We start from the raw sequence: 18,385 nt of genomic DNA, 5'->3' as shown, positions 1-18,385 counted from the left end.
TTATGAGAAAATGGATCGCACTGGGACTTGCTGCATGCATGACAGTATCGTCCCTGACTGGCTGCGGAAGTTCTAAGAAAGAGGCTGAGACAACGGCAGCTGAAAGTGCTGCAGAAAGTACTGCGCAGGAAACAGGCGCAGAAACAGATGCCGCAGAGAGCGAGGCAGAGAAAAGCGAAGCGGCAGGATCTGATCTGGACAAGCTGGTATTTACTTATGTAACGTCTCCGCTGAATGTGCCGACGATCATTGAGAAGGACCAGGGAATTTTTGAGAAGGATTTCGGTGAGATGGGCATTTCTACCGAGTACGCGGAGATTACCTCCGGCGCGGATCAGACACAGGCGCTGGCATCCGGCGATGTGCAGGTTTTATATGCAGTTGGCGCAACTTCTGTGATCCTGTCTGCAGCGAATGGTGCGGATATTAAAGTATTGAATATGTACAGCCGTTCCCCGAAGGCATTCTGCATGTATTCCAAGGACGAGAGCCTGACTACTCCGGAGAGCTTAAAGGGCAAGACCATTGCAGGTCCGGCTGGTACAAACCTGCATGAGCTTTTAGTATCTTACCTGGCTCAGGCTGGCATGAGCATAGATGATGTAAATTATGTGAGCATGAGCATCCCGGATGCGAAGGCAGGCCTGGATGGCGGCAGCGTAGACGCAGCACTGTTAGCTGGTGCGGTTGCTTACAATGCTGACAAACAGGGCTACCACAAGGTAACCGATGGAGAGGGACTCGTCAAGGCGATCATTGCAGTGGCTACCACCCAGAAGTTCTATGATGAGCATCCGGAGGTGATCGCGCAGCTTGAAAAATCCCAGCAGGAGATTGCGGATTTCATGAAGGAAAACCCGGACGAGACCATGAGCATCGTGGCAAAGGAGCTTGATCTGGATGAGGAAGCGGTCAGAGAGATGTATGACTACTACGATTTCTCCCTGGATATCAGCGAGGATGACATCGATGGATTCCAGAAGACTGCAGATTTCATGCTGGAGTCCGGCATGATCGATGAGGCACTGGATGTAAACAGCCTGTTTATCAAATAAAATTGTTGCAGTGCAACGAAACAGGATAAAAAGTTTGTACACAGGAGAATAAGAAGGATGGATTTGCTGTGATGGCGAATCCATCCTTTTTTGGGTAGTAACAATCTGAGAAAAATTGGTATTGACTTCATTGACACACTCCAATTTTCTACATTTTACAGCATGATTTAGATCATATAATTTGAGCTCCGGGACGATTACCAGCTTTTGGAAACATCGGGCGATATCGGAAACAGCCCGGTCTTTTCCGGAAAAACGCCAGGAAAGACGGCGTGGCCGCTCCGGGATTTGCCGGGAGAAAGATGGAAGCATCTGGTTTCAGACTTAAAGAAAAAAGAAGAGAGAGAGGCATTGTCTGAAGAACAGGAGGATTATGATCTGGATGTCAGCTGCGTAGTTGGAACCGAGGATAAGATCCGTGGTGCATTTCTTTTTCAGAAGGATGCGGGAAACCGTCTGCTTCCCTGTGTACTTGATGGCATGTCGGTGTGCAGCAGGTAGAAGAACGGTGCAGCTGGAGCAGCCGGTGCTGCCGTCGCAGGCATACGCAGGAGAATCGTGCCATACAGTGCCACGGCTGTCACAGACATTTGATATGTGGGATTACCAATCTGTTCCACGCCCTCCACAGCAATTTGCATCAGCAATCTGTCAGCCCGCACCGGTGATAAAGAACACTCTGGCTGGCACAGAAAGTCAGATTGAAGAAGCAAAAAGAAAAATTGTTCATGCCAGCAATACGAAAAATGGGATCATTACGAGCTATGCGACATACCGGACGATCCTTTGCGTGCGCCGGGTTATCTGATCAGAGAAAGTTGTCTTTTCAATGAGCAAAAATTGCTAAAATACGACAATATTTATACAAAGATACATGACAGGATTTTGAAATCAGGCAAGAGAAAGTACAACATTGTGGCAAAAATGGGAAAAACAGACGAAAAACACAAGACTTTTTTGTGAAAAAGTAGTAAAATAAAACCATTGAAATGCAAGGAGGGTATACGCATGAGTGCAAATAAAGAGACAATCGCACAGTGGATCCGGGAAAAGAAAACCGCTCTCGGTATTGAGTTCGGTTCCACCCGTATCAAGGCTGTTTTAGTGGGAGAGGACCACACGCCCATCGCATCCGGTGCCCATGACTGGGAGAACCGCTTAACCGATGGTATCTGGACTTATACCTTAGAGGATATCTGGAGTGGCATCCAGGATGCATACACAAAGCTGGCAGAGGATGTAAAGAGCCAGTATGGCGAAACACTGCATACAGTAGGCGGCATCGGCATCAGTGCCATGATGCATGGTTATATGGTATTCGATAAGAACGGAGAGCTTTTAGTTCCGTTCCGTACCTGGAGAAATACCATCACCGGAGAGGCTTCCGAGAAGCTGACAGAGCTGTTTTCTTATCCGATCCCGCAGCGCTGGAGCATCGCACATCTGTATCAGGCGATCTTAAACGGAGAGCCGCATGTTCCGGATATCGATTATATGATTACCCTGGAAGGCTATGTACACTGGAAGCTGACCGGGCAGAAGGTCCTGGGCATCGGCGATGTAGCAGGTATGTTCCCGGTTGACATCCACAACCACGATTTTGACCAGAAGATGGTAGAAAAGTTCGATGCACTGGTAGCAGAGAAGGGCTATCCCTGGAAGCTTCGCGACATCCTGCCGAAGGCTCTGGTTGCCGGTGAGGATGCAGGTTCCCTGACAGCCGAAGGTGCAAAGCTTCTGGATGTAAGCGGAAACCTGGAGGCAGGCATCCCGATGTGTCCGCCGGAGGGGGATGCAGGTACTGGCATGACTGCAACGAACAGCGTTAAGGTGCGTACCGGTAATGTATCCGCAGGCACCAGCGTATTTGCAATGGTCGTTCTGGAGAAAGAATTAAAGAAGGTACACCCGGAGATCGATCTGGTTACCACACCGGCCGGAGACCTGGTAGGCATGGTACACTGCAACAACTGCACTTCTGACTTAAATGCATGGGTAAACCTGTTTAAAGAGTTTATGGAGAGCATGGGCATGGAGGTCGATATGAACCGCCTGTTTGGTGTTCTTTATAACAAGGCCTTAGAGGGCGATAAGGACTGCGGAGGACTTCTGGCATACAACTACTTCTCTGGTGAGCATATCACTGGTTTCGAAGAGGGACGCCCGTTATTTGTACGTCGCCCGGACGATAAATTCAATCTGGCAAACTTTATGAGAACCCATCTGTATACTTCCCTTGGCGCATTAAAGACCGGTCTTGACATTCTGTTCCGCGAAGAGCAGGTTAAGCTGGACGTCCTGTTAGGACATGGCGGTCTCTTTAAGACTAAGGGCGTGGGCCAGAAGATCATGGCAGCAGCAGCCGGGGTTCCGGTCGAGGTCATGGAGACAGCCGGAGAGGGCGGTGCATGGGGCGCAGCACTGCTTGCATCCTACCGTGTATGGAAGGAAGACGGTGAGACTCTGGATGCATATCTGGAGAATAAGGTATTTGGCGGCCAGCACGGCACAGTCGTAGAGCCGGATGCAGACGATGTCAAGGGCTTTGATGAATTTATGGTACGCTACCATGCAGGTCTGCCGGTTGAGCGGGCAGCCGTGGAGGCAATGCCGGAGAAGGCTTGAAGGACATGCAGGTTTGGAATGGGGCTGGAGGTGACAACCTCCTCTGGCCCTTTGATCCGGGCACTTTTACAATAAGGCTGGGAAAACTGCAAAGGAAAAGAGAAAAAGGATAAAGCAGAAAAACCAGAGAAAGACCAGAAGAAACCAGAGACAGGTCCGGACAGAATAGAGCTGCTGGAAAAGCAGTAAGAAATGGGAGGAAAAAAGGTATGCTGGAAGCATTAAAACAGCAGGTATATGAGGCAAATATGGAGCTGCCAAAGCGCGGACTCATCACGTATACCTGGGGCAACGTCAGTGGAATTGACCGGGAGAGCGGCTTATTTGTAATCAAACCAAGCGGAGTTGATTATGATCTGTTAAAACCGGAAGATATGGTAGTTATGGATTTAAACGGAAACCGGGTAGAGGGAACCATGAATCCTTCCTCCGATACCCCGACCCATGTAGAGCTTTATAAAGCATTCCCGGAGATTGGCGGCATTGTACATACCCATTCCCCGCATGCAACGGCATGGGCACAGGCAGGAAGAGGACTTCCGTGCTACGGAACCACTCATGCAGATTATTTCTATGGCGAGATTCCGTGTGCGAGAAACTTAACTGCAGAGGAAATCGAGGAAGGTTACGAAAAGAACACCGGCCTTGTTATCGTGGAAACCTTCAAAGGCAAAAACCCGATGTATGTTCCGGCTGTTCTCTGCAAGAACCATGGACCGTTTACCTGGGGCAAGAATGCAGCGGAGGCTGTTCACAATGCAGTCGTGCTGGAAGAGATCGCAAAGATGAACTTTATGACGGAGCTCATCAATCCGAATGCAGATAACCGCACGCCGCAGTGTATGCAGGACAAGCACTTTATGAGAAAACATGGACCAAATGCTTATTACGGTCAGAAATAACAGGAATCGAAAATCTGGCTGCCGGACACACTTGCGCGTGTACAGGAACCTTACGTGAACCACAATCATAAATTCAGGTAAAATTGTGCGTAAAAATGAAAAATTGTTTGCAAAATTTGCAGACAGGTAGTACAATTTTGATAGAATATCGTGACTGCTCTTTACCTTTACAGTCACAAACATCAAAAAATAAGGGGGATTTTTAATCATGAAATTTTTCGTAGATACCGCGAATGTAGACGAGATCCGCAAAGCAAACGATATGGGCATTATCTGTGGTGTTACCACCAACCCGTCCCTGATCGCAAAAGAGGGCCGCGATTTTAATCAGGTTATCGCAGAGATCGCTTCCATCGTAGACGGACCGATCAGCGGTGAGGTAAAGGCAACCACCACTGACGCAGAGGGCATGATCAAAGAGGGACGTGAGATCGCAGCCATTCATCCAAACATGGTTGTTAAGATCCCGATGACCGTAGAAGGCTTAAAGGCAGTGAAGGTTCTGCATGCAGAGGGCATCAAGACCAATGTAACCCTGATCTTCTCCGCAGCACAGGCACTGTTAGCTGCAAGAGCAGGCGCAACCTATGTTTCCCCGTTCCTTGGCAGACTGGACGACATCTCCATGCCAGGCATTGATCTGATTAACGAGATCACCGAGATCTTCATGATGCACGACATCCAGACCGAGATCATTGCAGCAAGCATCCGCAACCCGATCCATGTGATCGACTGCGCAAAGGCAGGTGCTGACATCGCAACCGTTCCGTACAAGGTACTGGTTCAGATGACCAAGCATCCGTTAACCGATCAGGGTATTGAGAAATTCCAGGCAGACTACAAGGCTGTATTTGGAGAATAATCTGTAAAATTAATAGTTGACAGATAGTATGAAGCTTCTTTTGGAATGGGTTTGTGAGACGCCAGGCGAACGCTTTCGCAAGTAGCTGAGGCCGTGTTCCAGCGTTAATGGATACGGGTATCGAAACAAAAATCCTGAGTTTGTAAATTCGCTCAGTAGGAAGTGTTTCCGTACCTGGATATGAGACAGATTGGTGGCAGATATTCCGATGTGGAATATCTGCTTTTTGATTCTGTGAAAATCGGGTGGTACCATGATCACATTCGTCCCGGCATAGCTTTGGCTATGCCGGGATTTTTTCTTTTCTGGAAATGTTTTTGGAAAGAGAACTCCGTTGATTGCTTGTTTCTTTTGAAATAACCACAAAGCAAATGAGGAGGAACTATTATGAGCAAAGGCAGATTTGGTATTCACGGCGGTCAGTACATTCCAGAAACCCTGATGAATGCAGTGATCGAGCTGGAAGAGGCATATAAGCATTATAAAGATGATCCGGAGTTTAACCGGGAACTGACAACCATGTTAAATGAATATGCAGGCCGCCCGTCCCGCCTTTACTATGCGGAGCGCATGACGAAAGATCTTGGTGGGGCAAAGATCTATTTAAAGCGTGAGAATTTAAACCATACCGGTGCCCACAAGATCAACAACGTCATCGGTCAGATGCTTTTGGCAAAAAAGATGGGAAAGACCAGGGGCATCGCGGAGACCGGAGCCGGTCAGCACGGTGTGGCAACTGCAACGGTGGCGGCCCTCGTGGGAATGGAATGTGAGGTTTTCATGGGCGAGGAAGATACCAGACGCCAGGCTTTGAATGTATACCGGATGCGTCTTTTGGGAGCGAAAGTCCATGCGGTGACATCCGGAACCGGAACCTTAAAAGATGCGGTATCTGAGACTATGCGGGAGTGGACGAACCGCATTGAGGATACCCACTATGTGCTTGGTTCCTGCATGGGACCGCATCCGTTTCCGACGATCGTGAGAGATTTTCAGTCAGTGATCTCCAAAGAGATCAAGCAGCAGATGTTAGAGAAAGAAGGACGGCTTCCGGATGCTGTGCTGGCCTGCGTGGGCGGTGGCTCCAACGCGATCGGAGCGTTTTACCACTTTATTGAAGACAAAGACGTGCAGCTGATCGGCTGCGAGGCAGCCGGACGGGGTGTGAATACCGCTGAAACGGCAGCAACCATTGCCACAGGACGTCTGGGGATCTTCCACGGCATGAAATCGTATTTCTGCCAGGACGAATACGGGCAGATCGCATCGGAGCATATTCAGGCTTATGTGCGGGAACTGTGTGAGGCGGTGCATAACCAGTAATTTTTGTGCTTGCTGCTGTTTGCTTACGCAGGTGTGGCGGAAACAGAAAACGCTCCTTTGGAAACGTTATATTTTGTCAGAACCTGTCGAAATATGACACAATAGCGGGTTGTTATTTCCTTTGTAAAATGTTATCCTAGATATAATAGTTAACGCAGATCGAAGGAGTTTTCACAGATCCGGCGCATGTAAAGGCGGAGCATATATATATGGCAGTAGACGAAAAAATGACACCACGACAGGCAGAGAAAGAAATCGAAAATTTCAAAAAAATATTCCAGGCAGTCCGGCTGTTTTCGGTAGACGAAGCAGATCAGATCCGGGAACGCTGCAGATCAGAATCCGATGCATGCAGTCCCTGCAATTTCCGGAAAATGGAACAGCAGTGCCAGAACTGTGTGGTTGCGAATGCGGCAGCCAGCAGAACAGAACGTGGAAAACTGGAAGTCTTCGATGATGTTTTATACCAGCTGATCGCCCGTTATGTAGAAATTGGCGGGAAAGAGTATATCATGGAGCTGGTTCGTCTGCTGGATAATGAATGGTCATTTGGTCAGCTGAACCATAAAAAACTTGTGGATCTGTTTGTCCATTACAATGACAAGCTTTACAAAGATGCGATCACGGATTCCTACAACCGGCGTTATTATGAAGACGAGATGAAAGACCGGGAGTGGAATGCCGGGATTGCCCTGGTGGATCTGGACGACTTCAAATTATATAACGACACATACGGACATAATGCCGGCGATATGGCGCTGCGTACCGTCGCCGATGTTATCCGGAAATACACGCGCAAATCCGATAGTCTGGTCCGCTTTGGCGGTGACGAATTTCTGCTAGTCATGCCGGATATCGGCGAAGAAGTGTTCAACAAAAAGCTGCAGGAAATCAAGCGCCGTGTCCATGAGGCGAACATTCCGGGCTATACCAAGCTGCAGATTTCCATCAGCATTGGCGGCGTCCTCTGCCAGAGTGAAAAAATCGATCTTGCAGTAGCCAGAGCCGACCACCTGATGTATCAGGCGAAAAACAAGAAAAATATGGTCGTGACGGAGCAGGAGGCAAGACGACTGAACAAGAATGGCGATATGCATAAGCAGAAAATCCTTGTGGTCGATGACTCCGAAATGAACCGTGACATCTTAATTACCATGCTGGAAGACGATTTTGACATCGTCGAAGCTGATAATGGAGAAGAGAGTCTGGCACTTTTAAGACAGTACGGAAAAGAAATTTCCGTAGTTCTTCTCGACATTGTCATGCCGGTCATGGACGGGTTTGAAGTGCTTGCGAGCATGAATCGGAACCATTGGATCGAAGATATTCCGGTCATCATGATCTCAAGCGAAGAATCGGGTGCCTTTATCCGGAAAGCATTCCAGTTAGGGGTATCGGATTATATCAGCCGTCCGTTCGACAACCGTGTGGTTCGTCAGAGAGTATTCAATACCATTAAGCTTTACGCAAAACAGCGGCGGCTGATCGCCCTGGTATCCGACCAGATCCATGAAAATGAAAAGAATAACCAGATGATGGTTGAAGTCTTAAGCCAGATTGTAGAATTCCGAAATGGAGAGAGTGGTCTCCATGTTCTGCATATCAAAGTGCTGACAGAAATGCTGTTGGAAGGAATTTTACAAAAAACAGACCAGTATCACCTGACACCAGAACTCTGCCAGATGATCTCCACCGCATCTTCGTTCCATGATATCGGAAAGATCGGTATCGACGAGAAAATCCTGAACAAGCCGGGAAAACTGACAAAAGAAGAATTCGAGGAAATGAAAAAGCATACCCTGATCGGTGCGTCCATGCTGAGTAAGATGGAACGCTACAAAGATGAAGCACTGATCGATATTGCGTATCAGATCTGCCGGTGGCATCATGAGCGGTATGACGGAAAAGGCTATCCGGATGGACTGGTTGGGGATGAAATCCCGATTTCCGCCCAGATTGTATCACTGGCTGATGTTTACGATGCCTTGATCAGTGAGCGCGCCTATAAAAAGGGCTACAGCCATGAGAAAGCAATCGCAATGATCCTGAATGGAGAGTGCGGAACCTTCAATCCGATCCTGATTGAATGCCTGATGGAGATCGAACAGAAGATTAAGCAGAAAATGCAGGAGATTCAATAAATAAACAATTTAACACAGTAAGTATCAAAGGGGCGAAAGTTCCCACAGCCGCCATGCATGGCGGCTGCGGGAACTTTCGCCCCTCATTCGTTATCGTGCAATATTGTTTATTATCTGGTCCCTGAAAATAGATCCGAGCTGGTACTTGTCAGGAAAATAAAAAGACAATCCGTCTGACTTTTTGATATTTTTGGAAAACAAGGGGAAAACTGATATCTGAAAAAAGAATGATTCTGGTGATTTTAATAATACCAGATAAACCCTATAATGAAGCCATAAGAAATCCGGTGCAGTGAACAGGAACGAAAACTACCGGACAAACTATTTTCAGATCGCAGAAATGGAGGATTCACTTATGGCAGAGCAGACTTTAAAGAACGTGTATGGACTTTTTATTGACGGAGCGTGGCGCCCGGCTTCGGACGGTGCGGTTTACACCAGCAAGAACCCGGCTAACGGACAGGAACTGGCGCAATGTGCAGAAGCTACCAGAGAAGATGTGGATGCGGCAGTAAAGGCAGCGTGGAAAGCATATCCGGAATGGAAGAAGACCACAAAAGAGCAGCGTGCGGCACTGTTGGAGAAGATCGCAGACCGCATCGAAGAAAATGCGGCATGGCTGGCAAAGGTAGAGACGATGGATAACGGAAAACCAATTCGTGAGACTACAGCCATTGATGTGCCGTACTCCATCCGTCACTTCCGCTATTATGCAAGCCTGATCCGTACCGATGAAGGTGTGGCTTCTGTGCTGGACGGCAATATGATGAGCCTTGTACTCCGTGAGCCGATCGGTGTTGTGGGACAGATCGTACCGTGGAACTTCCCATTCCTGATGGCAGCATGGAAGCTGGCTCCGGCACTGGCAGCAGGCGACTGTGTGGTATTTAAGCCGTCTTCCGCAACTTCCTTAAGTATGCTGGTGTTTACCGAACTGATCGCGGATCTGCTCCCGGCGGGTGTGCTGAATCTGGTAACCGGTTCTGGCAGCAAGTTCGGTCAGTATCTTCTGGATCATCCGGATCTGTGCAAGCTGGCTTTCACCGGTTCTACCGAGATTGGAAAGAATGTGGCGAAGGCGGCAGCAGAGAAACTGATCCCGTCTACCCTGGAACTGGGCGGCAAGAGTGCCAACATCATTTTTGCGGACTGCAACTGGGATATGGCGGTAGACGGAGTCCAGCTTGGTATCCTTTTTAATCAGGGTCAGGTATGCTGCGCAGGTTCCCGCGTTTTTGTACAGGAAGAGATTTATGACCGGTTTGTGGCAGCCCTGGTGGATGCGTTTGGAAAAGTGAAGGTTGGAGATCCGCTGGATCCGGAAACCCAGATGGGAGCTCAGGTGAACCGCAGACAGGCAGAAAAGATCCTCTCTTATGTGGAACTGGCAAAGAAAGAGGGCGCAACCGTGGCCTGCGGCGGTGATTTCTACACAGAAAATGGATGTGACAAGGGCAGCTTTATCCAACCGACCCTGATCACGAATGTAACCAATGATATGCGGGTAGCACAGGAAGAAATCTTCGGACCGGTAGCGGTTGTGATCAAATTCAAGACCGAGGAAGAGGTCATTGCCATGGCAAATGATTCGGTATACGGTCTGGGCGGCGCAGTATGGACCCAGAACTTAAACCGTGCACTGCTGGTAGCAGGAAGCATCGAGACCGGACGTGTATGGGTCAACACCTACAATCAGATTCCGGAAGGTGCACCGTTTGGCGGTTACAAGCAGTCTGGTATCGGACGCGAGAACGACAAGGCAATCCTGGATGCTTACAGACAGACGAAGAACATCATGATCAATCTCAATGAAGTGCCGTCAGGTTTTTATCCGGCAAGGTAAAACGGGGGACAATTTCATATAAGAAGTACAGACCCGGGATCTAGAGAACATGGGATTCCGGGCCTGTGTTATGTCGGGTGGCATCGTTATTTCAGATAAGAAAGAATGGCACTGGTGTATTGATTCAGGCGGTGTTCCTCTGCGAGATACACATCGCCCAGTGCAGCGTAAAGCATTTTATCTTTGTATTCCTGCTTCATGACGGGTTCCCAGATTGCCTCAAACTGGGGCAGGAAAAATCCGGTGGTTTTGGTATAGCAGTTGGAGGCTGTCGCCTTGATGCGGGCTTCTTTGTCCACGCATGCGCCGATACTTTTGTGGACAGCGCGGTCTTCGAAGGGAAGATAGTAGTAATCCTTATAGTCCGGATAAAAATGCTTAAGGGTGCCTTCGGTCAGTTCGACAAAAAAGATAACCTGATCCTGCTCGATCCGGCATCTGGCTGGCGGCATCGCTGCTTTGACCGGAACCGGAATGGAATAGGGACTCTGGCAGATGAGCTTTAACAGATGGCGGGTCTGTCCGTCTGCCAGGGACTCGTCCACAATCTGCTGTTCTTTCAGGGTGAAAGCATGCTCTAACAGATCCGGATAATTCAGGATCGGAAGAATAGAAGGCATGCCTTTTAAATCGTCCTCATTGTGCAGGATAAGCAGGTCGTACAGCTCTTTTTCGTGTGTCATCAGATAGTCTTTGTAGACTTCAATGAGCTGTCCGCCATTGTATTTGTCGGTGCGGGAAATCCCAAGAAACTGTTCGATGGATTTCTGCTTTAAATTGTCCAGCCCCAGAAGATTCCGGTATGGCTTTACTTTTTTATAGATATCAAAGCTGGCTACATTGTCAAAGCTGTAGGGCAGATTGAAATGTTTACAGCGTTTTAATAAAAACGGAATATCGAACCCATCCCCGTTAAAATGTACCAGTGTTTTATATTGTTTCAAAAATTTGAAAAAATGGTGCAGCAAGTCTTCTTCAGCTGCCCCGGTATCCGCAAACCACTGGATCAGGTTCCAGGTATTGTCTTTATAATAGGTGCAGCCGATCAGATACAGCTGGCAGCGGTCACCGGAAAAGCCGGTGGTTTCGATATCAAAAAAGAGAAGATCCTCCAGTTTCCCGATCCGCTCTAACGGGTAGGTGTCGGGAAGCTGGAGCTTTTTTTCTATGGTGATCAATGGGAAAACTCCTTATCATTGGTGATTGTGTTACGGACATTGCGCATGAACAGTAACGTAGTCGTATGAGGTTGCCAGACACGTGTGCGGAAACAGACCGCATGATGCGGCTGCCGCGGAAAAGACAAAGCAGAAAGTATAGTTTGCCCGTGCCCGACTTGATTATAACGGCAGGTGCAGGGAATGTCAAATTTACAATATTCTTGCGGGAAAGTTGTTTTTCCATTATACTTATTTCCAGTGAAGATAACAAAGAGGCAGGAAAAGAACATGTGGAAGATCAAACATATTTTTGATGGGGAGTATGGATGCGAAGGTCTGCTGCCAGGGCAGTCCCCGAAGGTTTCTGTGACTCTGCTCCGGGAGGATGGAACCGAACGGTATGTATCGGTGGAGGATGCGTGGCTGACAGAGCAGGGGCTGGACGAGGGAGATATCTGGCCGGAAGCATTGCCGGAGAAGTTTTGAAAGGTAAAAACGGTTCAGTTTGTTTTGGAAAACAGAACAAAATGACAAGTTGTTTTGTTGCAAGACAGTAAGTCGGAACGTTGGAAGAAAAAACAGATTAAAGAAATAGAAAGGCAGATTGACATGAATATTCAGATCTTCGGCACAAAAAAGTGCAGCGATACCCGCAAGGCAGAGCGTTTTTTCAAGGAGCGCGGGATTAAGTTTCAGTTTATAGATATGAAGGAAAAGGGCATGAGCAAGGGCGAATTCAACTCTGTAGCACAGGTAAACGGCGGCATGGAAGCCATGCTGAATCCGGATGCAAAAGACCAGGATACGCTGGCGCTGATCCGCTATCTGGCAGCAGAGGATAAGCTGGAGAAGATCCTGGAAAATCCCCAGGTGATCAAAACTCCGGTCGTGCGAAATGGTAAGCAGTCTACGATCGGCTATCAGCCAGATGTGTGGAAGGGCTGGTCATGAGCGGAAGATATTCAGAACAGGAAGAAAACCAGTGGGACCGTCTGCTGAAGATCAAAACGATGGGACGGGACGATTCCAATGCGGACCAATACCGTTATCCCTACGAGCCGACACCGTATGCGGTACTGGAGCGTCTGGCCAACTGCGGGTGGATTCGAAAAGGAGATGTCCTTTTGGATTATGGCTGCGGAAAGGGACGGGTGGACTGCTACTTATCGTATCAGACCCGCTGCCACAGCATTGGCGTGGAATATGATCCGCGTATCTATGAGGCTGCTGTAGAAAATCAGAAAACAGCGGTTTCCGGAAGCCGGACAGAGTTTGTTCTGGCCGATGCAGGAGCGTATGAGGTGCCGGAAACGGTGAACCGCGCTTATTTCTTTAACCCGTTTTCTGTGGAGCTGCTAAAGAAAGTAGTCCGGCGGATTCTGGATTCTTGGTATGAAAATCCAAGAGAGATCCGCTTGTTTTTCTATTATCCGTCCGACGAGTATATGGTCTATCTGATGACCGTGGATGAGCTGATGTTCGCGGATGAGATCGACTGCAGGGATCTGTTTGACGGGAAGGATGTAAGGGAGCGGATTGTACTGTTTGAGATTGCTTAGGCAGAGCAACGCATAAAGCTATGTGATCCATTTTCGTAGCAGTTCCATGTCTATCGGAAATGTGGAAAAAAGAAAATAAAAAAATTGTACAAAAAGTATTGACAATTAGAACAATAAAGGTTATACTACGTAAGCACTGTTGAGTGAGACATCACTCGGACAGACGATATGGGGTCTTAGCTCAGCTGGGAGAGCATCTGCCTTACAAGCAGAGGGTCATAGGTTCGAGCCCTATAGGCCCCATACCAAAACCAAATATGGCGGAATAGCTCAGTTGGCTAGAGCACACGGTTCATACCCGTGGTGTCGAGAGTTCAAATCTCCCTTCCGCTACTACGAAAGAAAGGCAATCTGTGAAAAACGGGTTGCCTTTTTTGCGTTTTCCTGTTTGTTTTGGAAAAGAATAAAAAGAATCATAAATTTTCCAGAAACCCCTTGCAACTTCCGCCTCTTTGCTTTAAAATATTCACGATATGCAAATAGGCTGGGAAGAAGAGGAGTACGTCGTAAGCTTCTGTCAGAGAGAACCGTCCATCGGCTGGAAGACGGTTTCAGAGGGCGCGCACGGAAGGTAGCTTCGGAGCCGGAATCCTGAATCATATCTGGAGTGCGGAGTGTTTCAAAGGGAACCCTGCAGTCTGGATTTAGACGAAGTAGGGGTTCCCGTCTGATCCGCGTTAAGGAGACAGCTGTTGCTTCTGGCAGCAGTGACAAAGTGAGAAACAAAGGTGGTACCGCGGAACTTTTCGCCCTTTATGCAGAACGCAGATTCTGTATAGAGGGCTTTCTTTATTTATTATAGAAGAAATGCAATTGTTCCAGAGAGCTGCCGTGGAAAAGAGGATTTCTACACATTTACACATAAGGAAAGGAAATGATCATGAAAGAACTGGAAAAGAATTACAATCCTTCTGCCATTGAGGAAAAGCTGTATCAGAAATGGCTGGATAACAAGTACTTCCACGCAGATGCTGAGCGCGGAAAGAGAGAGGGCAAGAAGCCGTTTACCATCGTTATGCCGCCGCCAAACATTACCGGACAGCTGCATATGGGTCATGCACTGGATAACACCATGCAGGACATCCTGACCCGTTACAAGAGAATGCAGGGCTACGAGGCGCTGTGGCAGCCGGGTACCGACCACGCAGCAATCGCAACCGAGGTGAAGGTAATCGACAAGCTGAGAAAAGAAGGCATCGATAAGCACGATCTGGGACGCGATAAATTCCTGGAGGCATGCTGGGACTGGAAGAAAGAGTACGGCACCCGCATCATCAAGCAGCTGCATAAGCTTGGTTCTTCCGCTGACTGGGACAGAGAGCGCTTCACCATGGACAAGGGCTGCTCTGACGCTGTGCTTGAGGTATTTGTAAAGCTGTACGAGAAAGGCTACATCTACAAGGGCTCCCGTATCATCAACTGGTGTCCGGTCTGCCAGACTTCTATTTCCGACGCAGAGGTAGAGCATGAGGAGCAGGATGGCTTCTTCTGGCACATCAATTACCCAATCGTGGGCGAGGAAGGCCGTTTCGTTGAGATCGCAACCACCCGTCCTGAGACGCTGCTTGGTGATACCGCAGTTGCAGTAAACCCGGAGGATGAGCGCTATAAAGATATCATCGGCAAGATGTTAAAGCTTCCGTTAACTGACCGCGAGATCCCGGTGATTGCGGATGAATATGTAGACAAAGAGTTTGGTACCGGCTGCGTGAAGATCACCCCGGCTCACGACCCGAACGACTTCGAGGTTGGACGCCGCCACAACCTGGCTGAGATCTGCATCATGCATGACGATGCGACCATCGACTGCAAGGGCAGCAAGTATGACGGTATGGACCGCTATGAGGCCCGCAAGGCTATGGTAGAAGACTTAAAGGCACTGGGGCTGTTAGTTAAGGTTGTTCCGCATTCCCATAATGTAGGAACCCATGACCGCTGCAAGACCACCGTTGAGCCGATGGTAAAACAGCAGTGGTTCGTCCGCATGGATGAGATGGCAAAACCGGCGATCGCAGCATTGAAGAACGGCGACTTAAAATTCGTTCCGGAGAGCTTCGGAAAGACCTATCTGCACTGGTTAGAGGGAATCCGTGATTGGTGTATCTCCAGACAGCTGTGGTGGGGCCACCGGATCCCGGCTTACTACTGCCAGGAGTGCGGCGAGATCACCGTTGCAAAATCTATGCCGGAGAAGTGCCCGAAGTGCGGCTGCACCCACTTAAAGCAGGATGAGGATACCCTGGATACCTGGTTCTCCTCTGCACTGTGGCCGTTCTCTACCCTGGGCTGGCCGGAAAAAACCAAGGAGCTGGAATACTTCTACCCGACCGACGTGCTGGTAACCGGTTACGATATCATCTTCTTCTGGGTTATCCGTATGGTATTCTCCGGATATGAGCAGACCGGCAAGTGCCCGTTCAACACCGTCCTGATCCACGGTCTGGTACGCGACAGCCAGGGACGCAAGATGAGTAAGTCTCTTGGCAATGGTATCGATCCGCTTGAGGTTATCGACAAGTACGGCGCAGATGCCCTGCGTATGACGCTGATCACCGGTAATGCACCGGGCAACGACATGCGTTTCTACTGGGAGAGAGTGGAAGCGAGCCGCAACTTCGCAAACAAGGTATGGAACGCCTCCCGTTTCATCATGATGAACATGGAGAAGGCTCCGGTACACGATGTTTCCTTATCTGACCTGACCATGTCCGATAAATGGATCCTGTCCAAGGTTAACACCCTTGCGAAGGATGTCACCGAGAACCTGGATAAATTCGAACTTGGTATCGCCTTGCAGAAGGTTTATGACTTCATCTGGGAAGAGTTCTGTGACTGGTACATCGAGATGGTAAAACCGCGTCTGTGGAACGACGAGGACAGCACCAAGGCAGCAGCACTGTGGACCTTAAAGACCGTTCTGATCAACTCCTTAAAGCTGTTGCATCCGTATATGCCGTTCATCACCGAGGAAATCTTCTGTAACCTGCAGGATGAGGAAGCATCCATCATGGTATCCGCATGGCCGGAATACAAGGCAGAGTGGAACTTTGAGCAGGATGAGTATGCCGTGGAGACCATCAAGGAGGCAGTCCGTGCGATCCGTAATGTGCGTACTTCCATGAACGTGGCACCGAGCAAGAAAGCAAAGGTTTATGTGGTTTCCGAAAATGAGAAGCTGCTTCGGATCTTCGAGCACAGCAAGGTATTCTTCGCAACCCTGGGCTATGCAAGCGAGGTATTCTTACAGAAGGATAAGCAGGGCATTGCCGATGATGCAGTATCCGTTGTAATTCCGGAGGCATCCATCTATATGCCATTTGCAGAGCTGGTTGATATCGCCAAAGAGGTTGAGCGCCTGCAGAAAGAGGAAGAGCGCCTCACCAAGGAGCTTGCACGTGTAAACGGCATGCTGTCCAACGAGAAATTCGTAAGCAAAGCTCCGGAAGCAAAGATCAACGAGGAGAAGGCTAAGCTGGAGAAATACACCCAGATGATGGAGCAGGTAAAGGCACGTCTGGCACAGCTGCAGTAACTGGCGGCGTGAAGTGGAACAAAAATAAATTTCGCAATCGTTCATAATTTTAAGTGGACAGGCATAGATTACAATGATAGACAAGAATGCGCGGGATTACCTGCTGGGGATCCCGCTTTGGACAAAAAAGAAAAATACGCTGGATGAGGTCCGAGATTTTCTGGAAAGGCTGGGAAATCCGGATGAAGCATTAAACATCATCCATGTGGCAGGAACCAACGGAAAGGGTTCGGTGTGTGCGGACCTGACAGCCATTCTCATGGAAGCCGGATATCATGTGGGAACGTTCGTGTCCCCGCATCTCGTGGACGTGAAGGAGCGGTTCCTTTATGATGGAAAACCGGCTGATGAGGCAGACTTTTCGGAAAGCTTCGCCCGGGTAAAGGCTGTCACTGACGAAATGATGGAAAAGGGCTATTCGCACCCGACCTTCTTTGAGTTTGTATTCCTGATGGCAATGGATTTATACGGACGGAAAAAGCCGGACTTTGTCGTCCTGGAAACGGGACTGGGCGGACGGCTGGATACGACCAATGTGATCCGGCATCCGTTAGCCTGTGTGATCACCTCGATCAGTCTCGACCATACGCAGTATCTGGGTGATACCGTGGAGAAGATCGCGGCAGAAAAAGCAGGGATCATCAAGCCGGGTGTGCCGCTTGTGTATGATAATAACGACAAGGCGGCAGGAGCCGTGATCGCGGCAGCTGCGGACAGGCTTGGCTGCGCAGCTTATGGACTTACGGCAGAAGGTGCGTACCGGGAGGTTTCCTTTGCGGCGCCTTACCAGGCTATGAATGCGGCACTGGCGGTGAAAGTACTGGAGGTACTGGATATTACCGGTGTGGATGATGCCGTGTGCAAAAAAGCGCTGGCTTCGGTGCACTGGAATGGCCGGATGCAGCAGGTTGCTCCTGCTGTCTGGGTGGACGGTGCACACAATCCGGGCGGGATCCGTGCATTTATCCAGGCAGTGAAGGAGCAGATGGCAGAGATGGATCCGCAGGAGACATTGTGCCAGCAGCCGGGGATTCATCTTTTATTTGCGGCGGTGTCGGACAAGGATTACCGTGAGATGATCCGGCTGCTTTGCGGTGAACTTTCTCCAGAATCGGTTACGGTGGTGCAGCTTCAGAGTGAGCGGGGACTTCAGGCAGATGCCCTGGCGCGTCAGTTTGAGGAAGCCGGATGCAGCCATGTCACTGCGTTTGATTCCACAAAGAAAGCGCTTGATTTTGCACTTTCCGAAAAGAAGAAAGGAGAACACCTGTATATGGTGGGCTCTTTGTATCTGATTGGGGAAATTCTGGAAACCCTGAAGCAGCGCGGATGTTAAATGCGCATGGAAAAGCATTGGGGAATTTCATTGCGGGGCGAGTATGT

General features: G+C 49.1%; 14 protein-coding genes, 2 tRNA genes, 1 pseudogene and 1 other annotated feature. Of the genes and pseudogenes, 16 read left to right on the top strand and 1 reads right to left on the bottom strand.

Annotation, left to right across the window (positions count from 1 at the left end; translation table 11 throughout):
* The first annotated feature begins 2 nt into the window (after positions 1-2).
* The 9 genes and pseudogenes from DWZ40_RS04585 to DWZ40_RS04540 all read left to right on the top strand — a co-directional run bounded on the left by DWZ40_RS04585 (position 3) and on the right by DWZ40_RS04540 (position 10,751).
* On the top strand, positions 3-1,055 hold the full coding sequence (locus DWZ40_RS04585; RefSeq protein WP_118541197.1) for an NrtA/SsuA/CpmA family ABC transporter substrate-binding protein: 1,053 nt from the start codon (positions 3-5) through the stop codon (positions 1,053-1,055).
* Positions 1,056-1,262: 207 nt separating this feature from the next.
* Positions 1,263-1,556 carry a hypothetical protein gene (locus DWZ40_RS04580; protein ID WP_118541195.1) on the top strand — a complete coding sequence of 98 codons (294 nt, stop codon included), beginning with the start codon at positions 1,263-1,265 and terminating at the stop codon, positions 1,554-1,556.
* Positions 1,557-1,719: 163 nt separating this feature from the next.
* Positions 1,720-1,863 (top strand): hypothetical protein, encoded by a 144-nt coding sequence (locus DWZ40_RS19745; protein WP_195715064.1) that lies wholly within the window; start codon positions 1,720-1,722, stop codon positions 1,861-1,863.
* A 200-nt stretch (positions 1,864-2,063) separates the two neighbouring features.
* Positions 2,064-3,680: an FGGY-family carbohydrate kinase gene (locus tag DWZ40_RS04570; protein ID WP_118541191.1), complete on the top strand. Its 1,617-nt coding sequence runs from the start codon at positions 2,064-2,066 to the stop codon at positions 3,678-3,680.
* 209 nt (positions 3,681-3,889) lie between these two features.
* Positions 3,890-4,582 (top strand): L-ribulose-5-phosphate 4-epimerase, encoded by a 693-nt coding sequence (locus DWZ40_RS04565; protein WP_118541189.1) that lies wholly within the window; start codon positions 3,890-3,892, stop codon positions 4,580-4,582.
* A 208-nt stretch (positions 4,583-4,790) separates the two neighbouring features.
* On the top strand, positions 4,791-5,444 hold the full coding sequence (gene fsa, locus DWZ40_RS04560; RefSeq protein ID WP_118541187.1) for a fructose-6-phosphate aldolase: 654 nt from the start codon (positions 4,791-4,793) through the stop codon (positions 5,442-5,444).
* A 387-nt stretch (positions 5,445-5,831) separates the two neighbouring features.
* A pseudogene (gene trpB / locus DWZ40_RS04550) lies at positions 5,832-6,710 on the top strand (tryptophan synthase subunit beta); the annotation flags it as partial.
* 266 nt (positions 6,711-6,976) lie between these two features.
* Positions 6,977-8,908: a diguanylate cyclase gene (locus tag DWZ40_RS04545; protein WP_118541183.1), complete on the top strand. Its 1,932-nt coding sequence runs from the start codon at positions 6,977-6,979 to the stop codon at positions 8,906-8,908.
* A 355-nt stretch (positions 8,909-9,263) separates the two neighbouring features.
* On the top strand, positions 9,264-10,751 hold the full coding sequence (locus DWZ40_RS04540; protein ID WP_118541247.1) for an aldehyde dehydrogenase family protein: 1,488 nt from the start codon (positions 9,264-9,266) through the stop codon (positions 10,749-10,751).
* An 86-nt stretch (positions 10,752-10,837) separates the two neighbouring features.
* Here the strand turns inward: DWZ40_RS04540 and DWZ40_RS04535 are convergent, their stop codons facing one another.
* Complete coding sequence (locus DWZ40_RS04535) at positions 10,838-11,929, bottom strand: ribonuclease H-like domain-containing protein (RefSeq protein WP_118541181.1); 1,092 nt, start codon at positions 11,927-11,929, stop codon at positions 10,838-10,840.
* A 270-nt stretch (positions 11,930-12,199) separates the two neighbouring features.
* On the opposite strand from DWZ40_RS04535, the gene DWZ40_RS04530 reads away from it, so the two are divergent.
* The 7 genes from DWZ40_RS04530 (at position 12,200) to DWZ40_RS04500 (ending at position 18,338) form a co-directional block, all read left to right on the top strand.
* A complete protein-coding gene (locus tag DWZ40_RS04530; RefSeq protein ID WP_118541179.1) occupies positions 12,200-12,397 on the top strand; it encodes a hypothetical protein in 198 nt (65 codons plus the stop codon).
* Between the two features lie 123 nt (positions 12,398-12,520).
* The gene (locus DWZ40_RS04525) at positions 12,521-12,862 is read left to right on the top strand and encodes an arsenate reductase family protein (protein WP_118541177.1); all 342 of its coding nucleotides are present in this window, start codon (positions 12,521-12,523) and stop codon (positions 12,860-12,862) included.
* Positions 12,859-13,470 carry a class I SAM-dependent methyltransferase gene (locus DWZ40_RS04520; RefSeq protein WP_118541175.1) on the top strand — a complete coding sequence of 204 codons (612 nt, stop codon included), beginning with the start codon at positions 12,859-12,861 and terminating at the stop codon, positions 13,468-13,470. The genes DWZ40_RS04525 and DWZ40_RS04520 overlap by 4 nt, the downstream gene beginning before the upstream one ends.
* Before the next feature lie 170 nt (positions 13,471-13,640).
* Positions 13,641-13,713, top strand: a tRNA-Val gene (locus DWZ40_RS04515).
* A 16-nt stretch (positions 13,714-13,729) separates the two neighbouring features.
* Positions 13,730-13,803: transfer RNA gene (locus DWZ40_RS04510), tRNA-Met, on the top strand.
* A 144-nt stretch (positions 13,804-13,947) separates the two neighbouring features.
* Positions 13,948-14,227 (top strand) — a binding site (T-box leader).
* A 123-nt stretch (positions 14,228-14,350) separates the two neighbouring features.
* Positions 14,351-17,002, top strand: coding sequence for a valine--tRNA ligase (locus DWZ40_RS04505; RefSeq protein WP_118541245.1), 2,652 nt, complete (start codon positions 14,351-14,353; stop codon positions 17,000-17,002).
* Positions 17,003-17,075: 73 nt separating this feature from the next.
* Positions 17,076-18,338 carry a folylpolyglutamate synthase/dihydrofolate synthase family protein gene (locus tag DWZ40_RS04500; RefSeq protein WP_118541173.1) on the top strand — a complete coding sequence of 421 codons (1,263 nt, stop codon included), beginning with the start codon at positions 17,076-17,078 and terminating at the stop codon, positions 18,336-18,338.
* Positions 18,339-18,385: the final 47 nt, after the last annotated feature.

This window comes from Clostridium sp. AF32-12BH (assembly GCF_003477935.1).
GTDB lineage: Bacteria > Bacillota > Clostridia > Lachnospirales > Lachnospiraceae > Brotaphodocola.
Note: the sequence above shows the minus strand (reverse complement) of the source record. Positions and strands in the feature narration are given on the sequence as shown.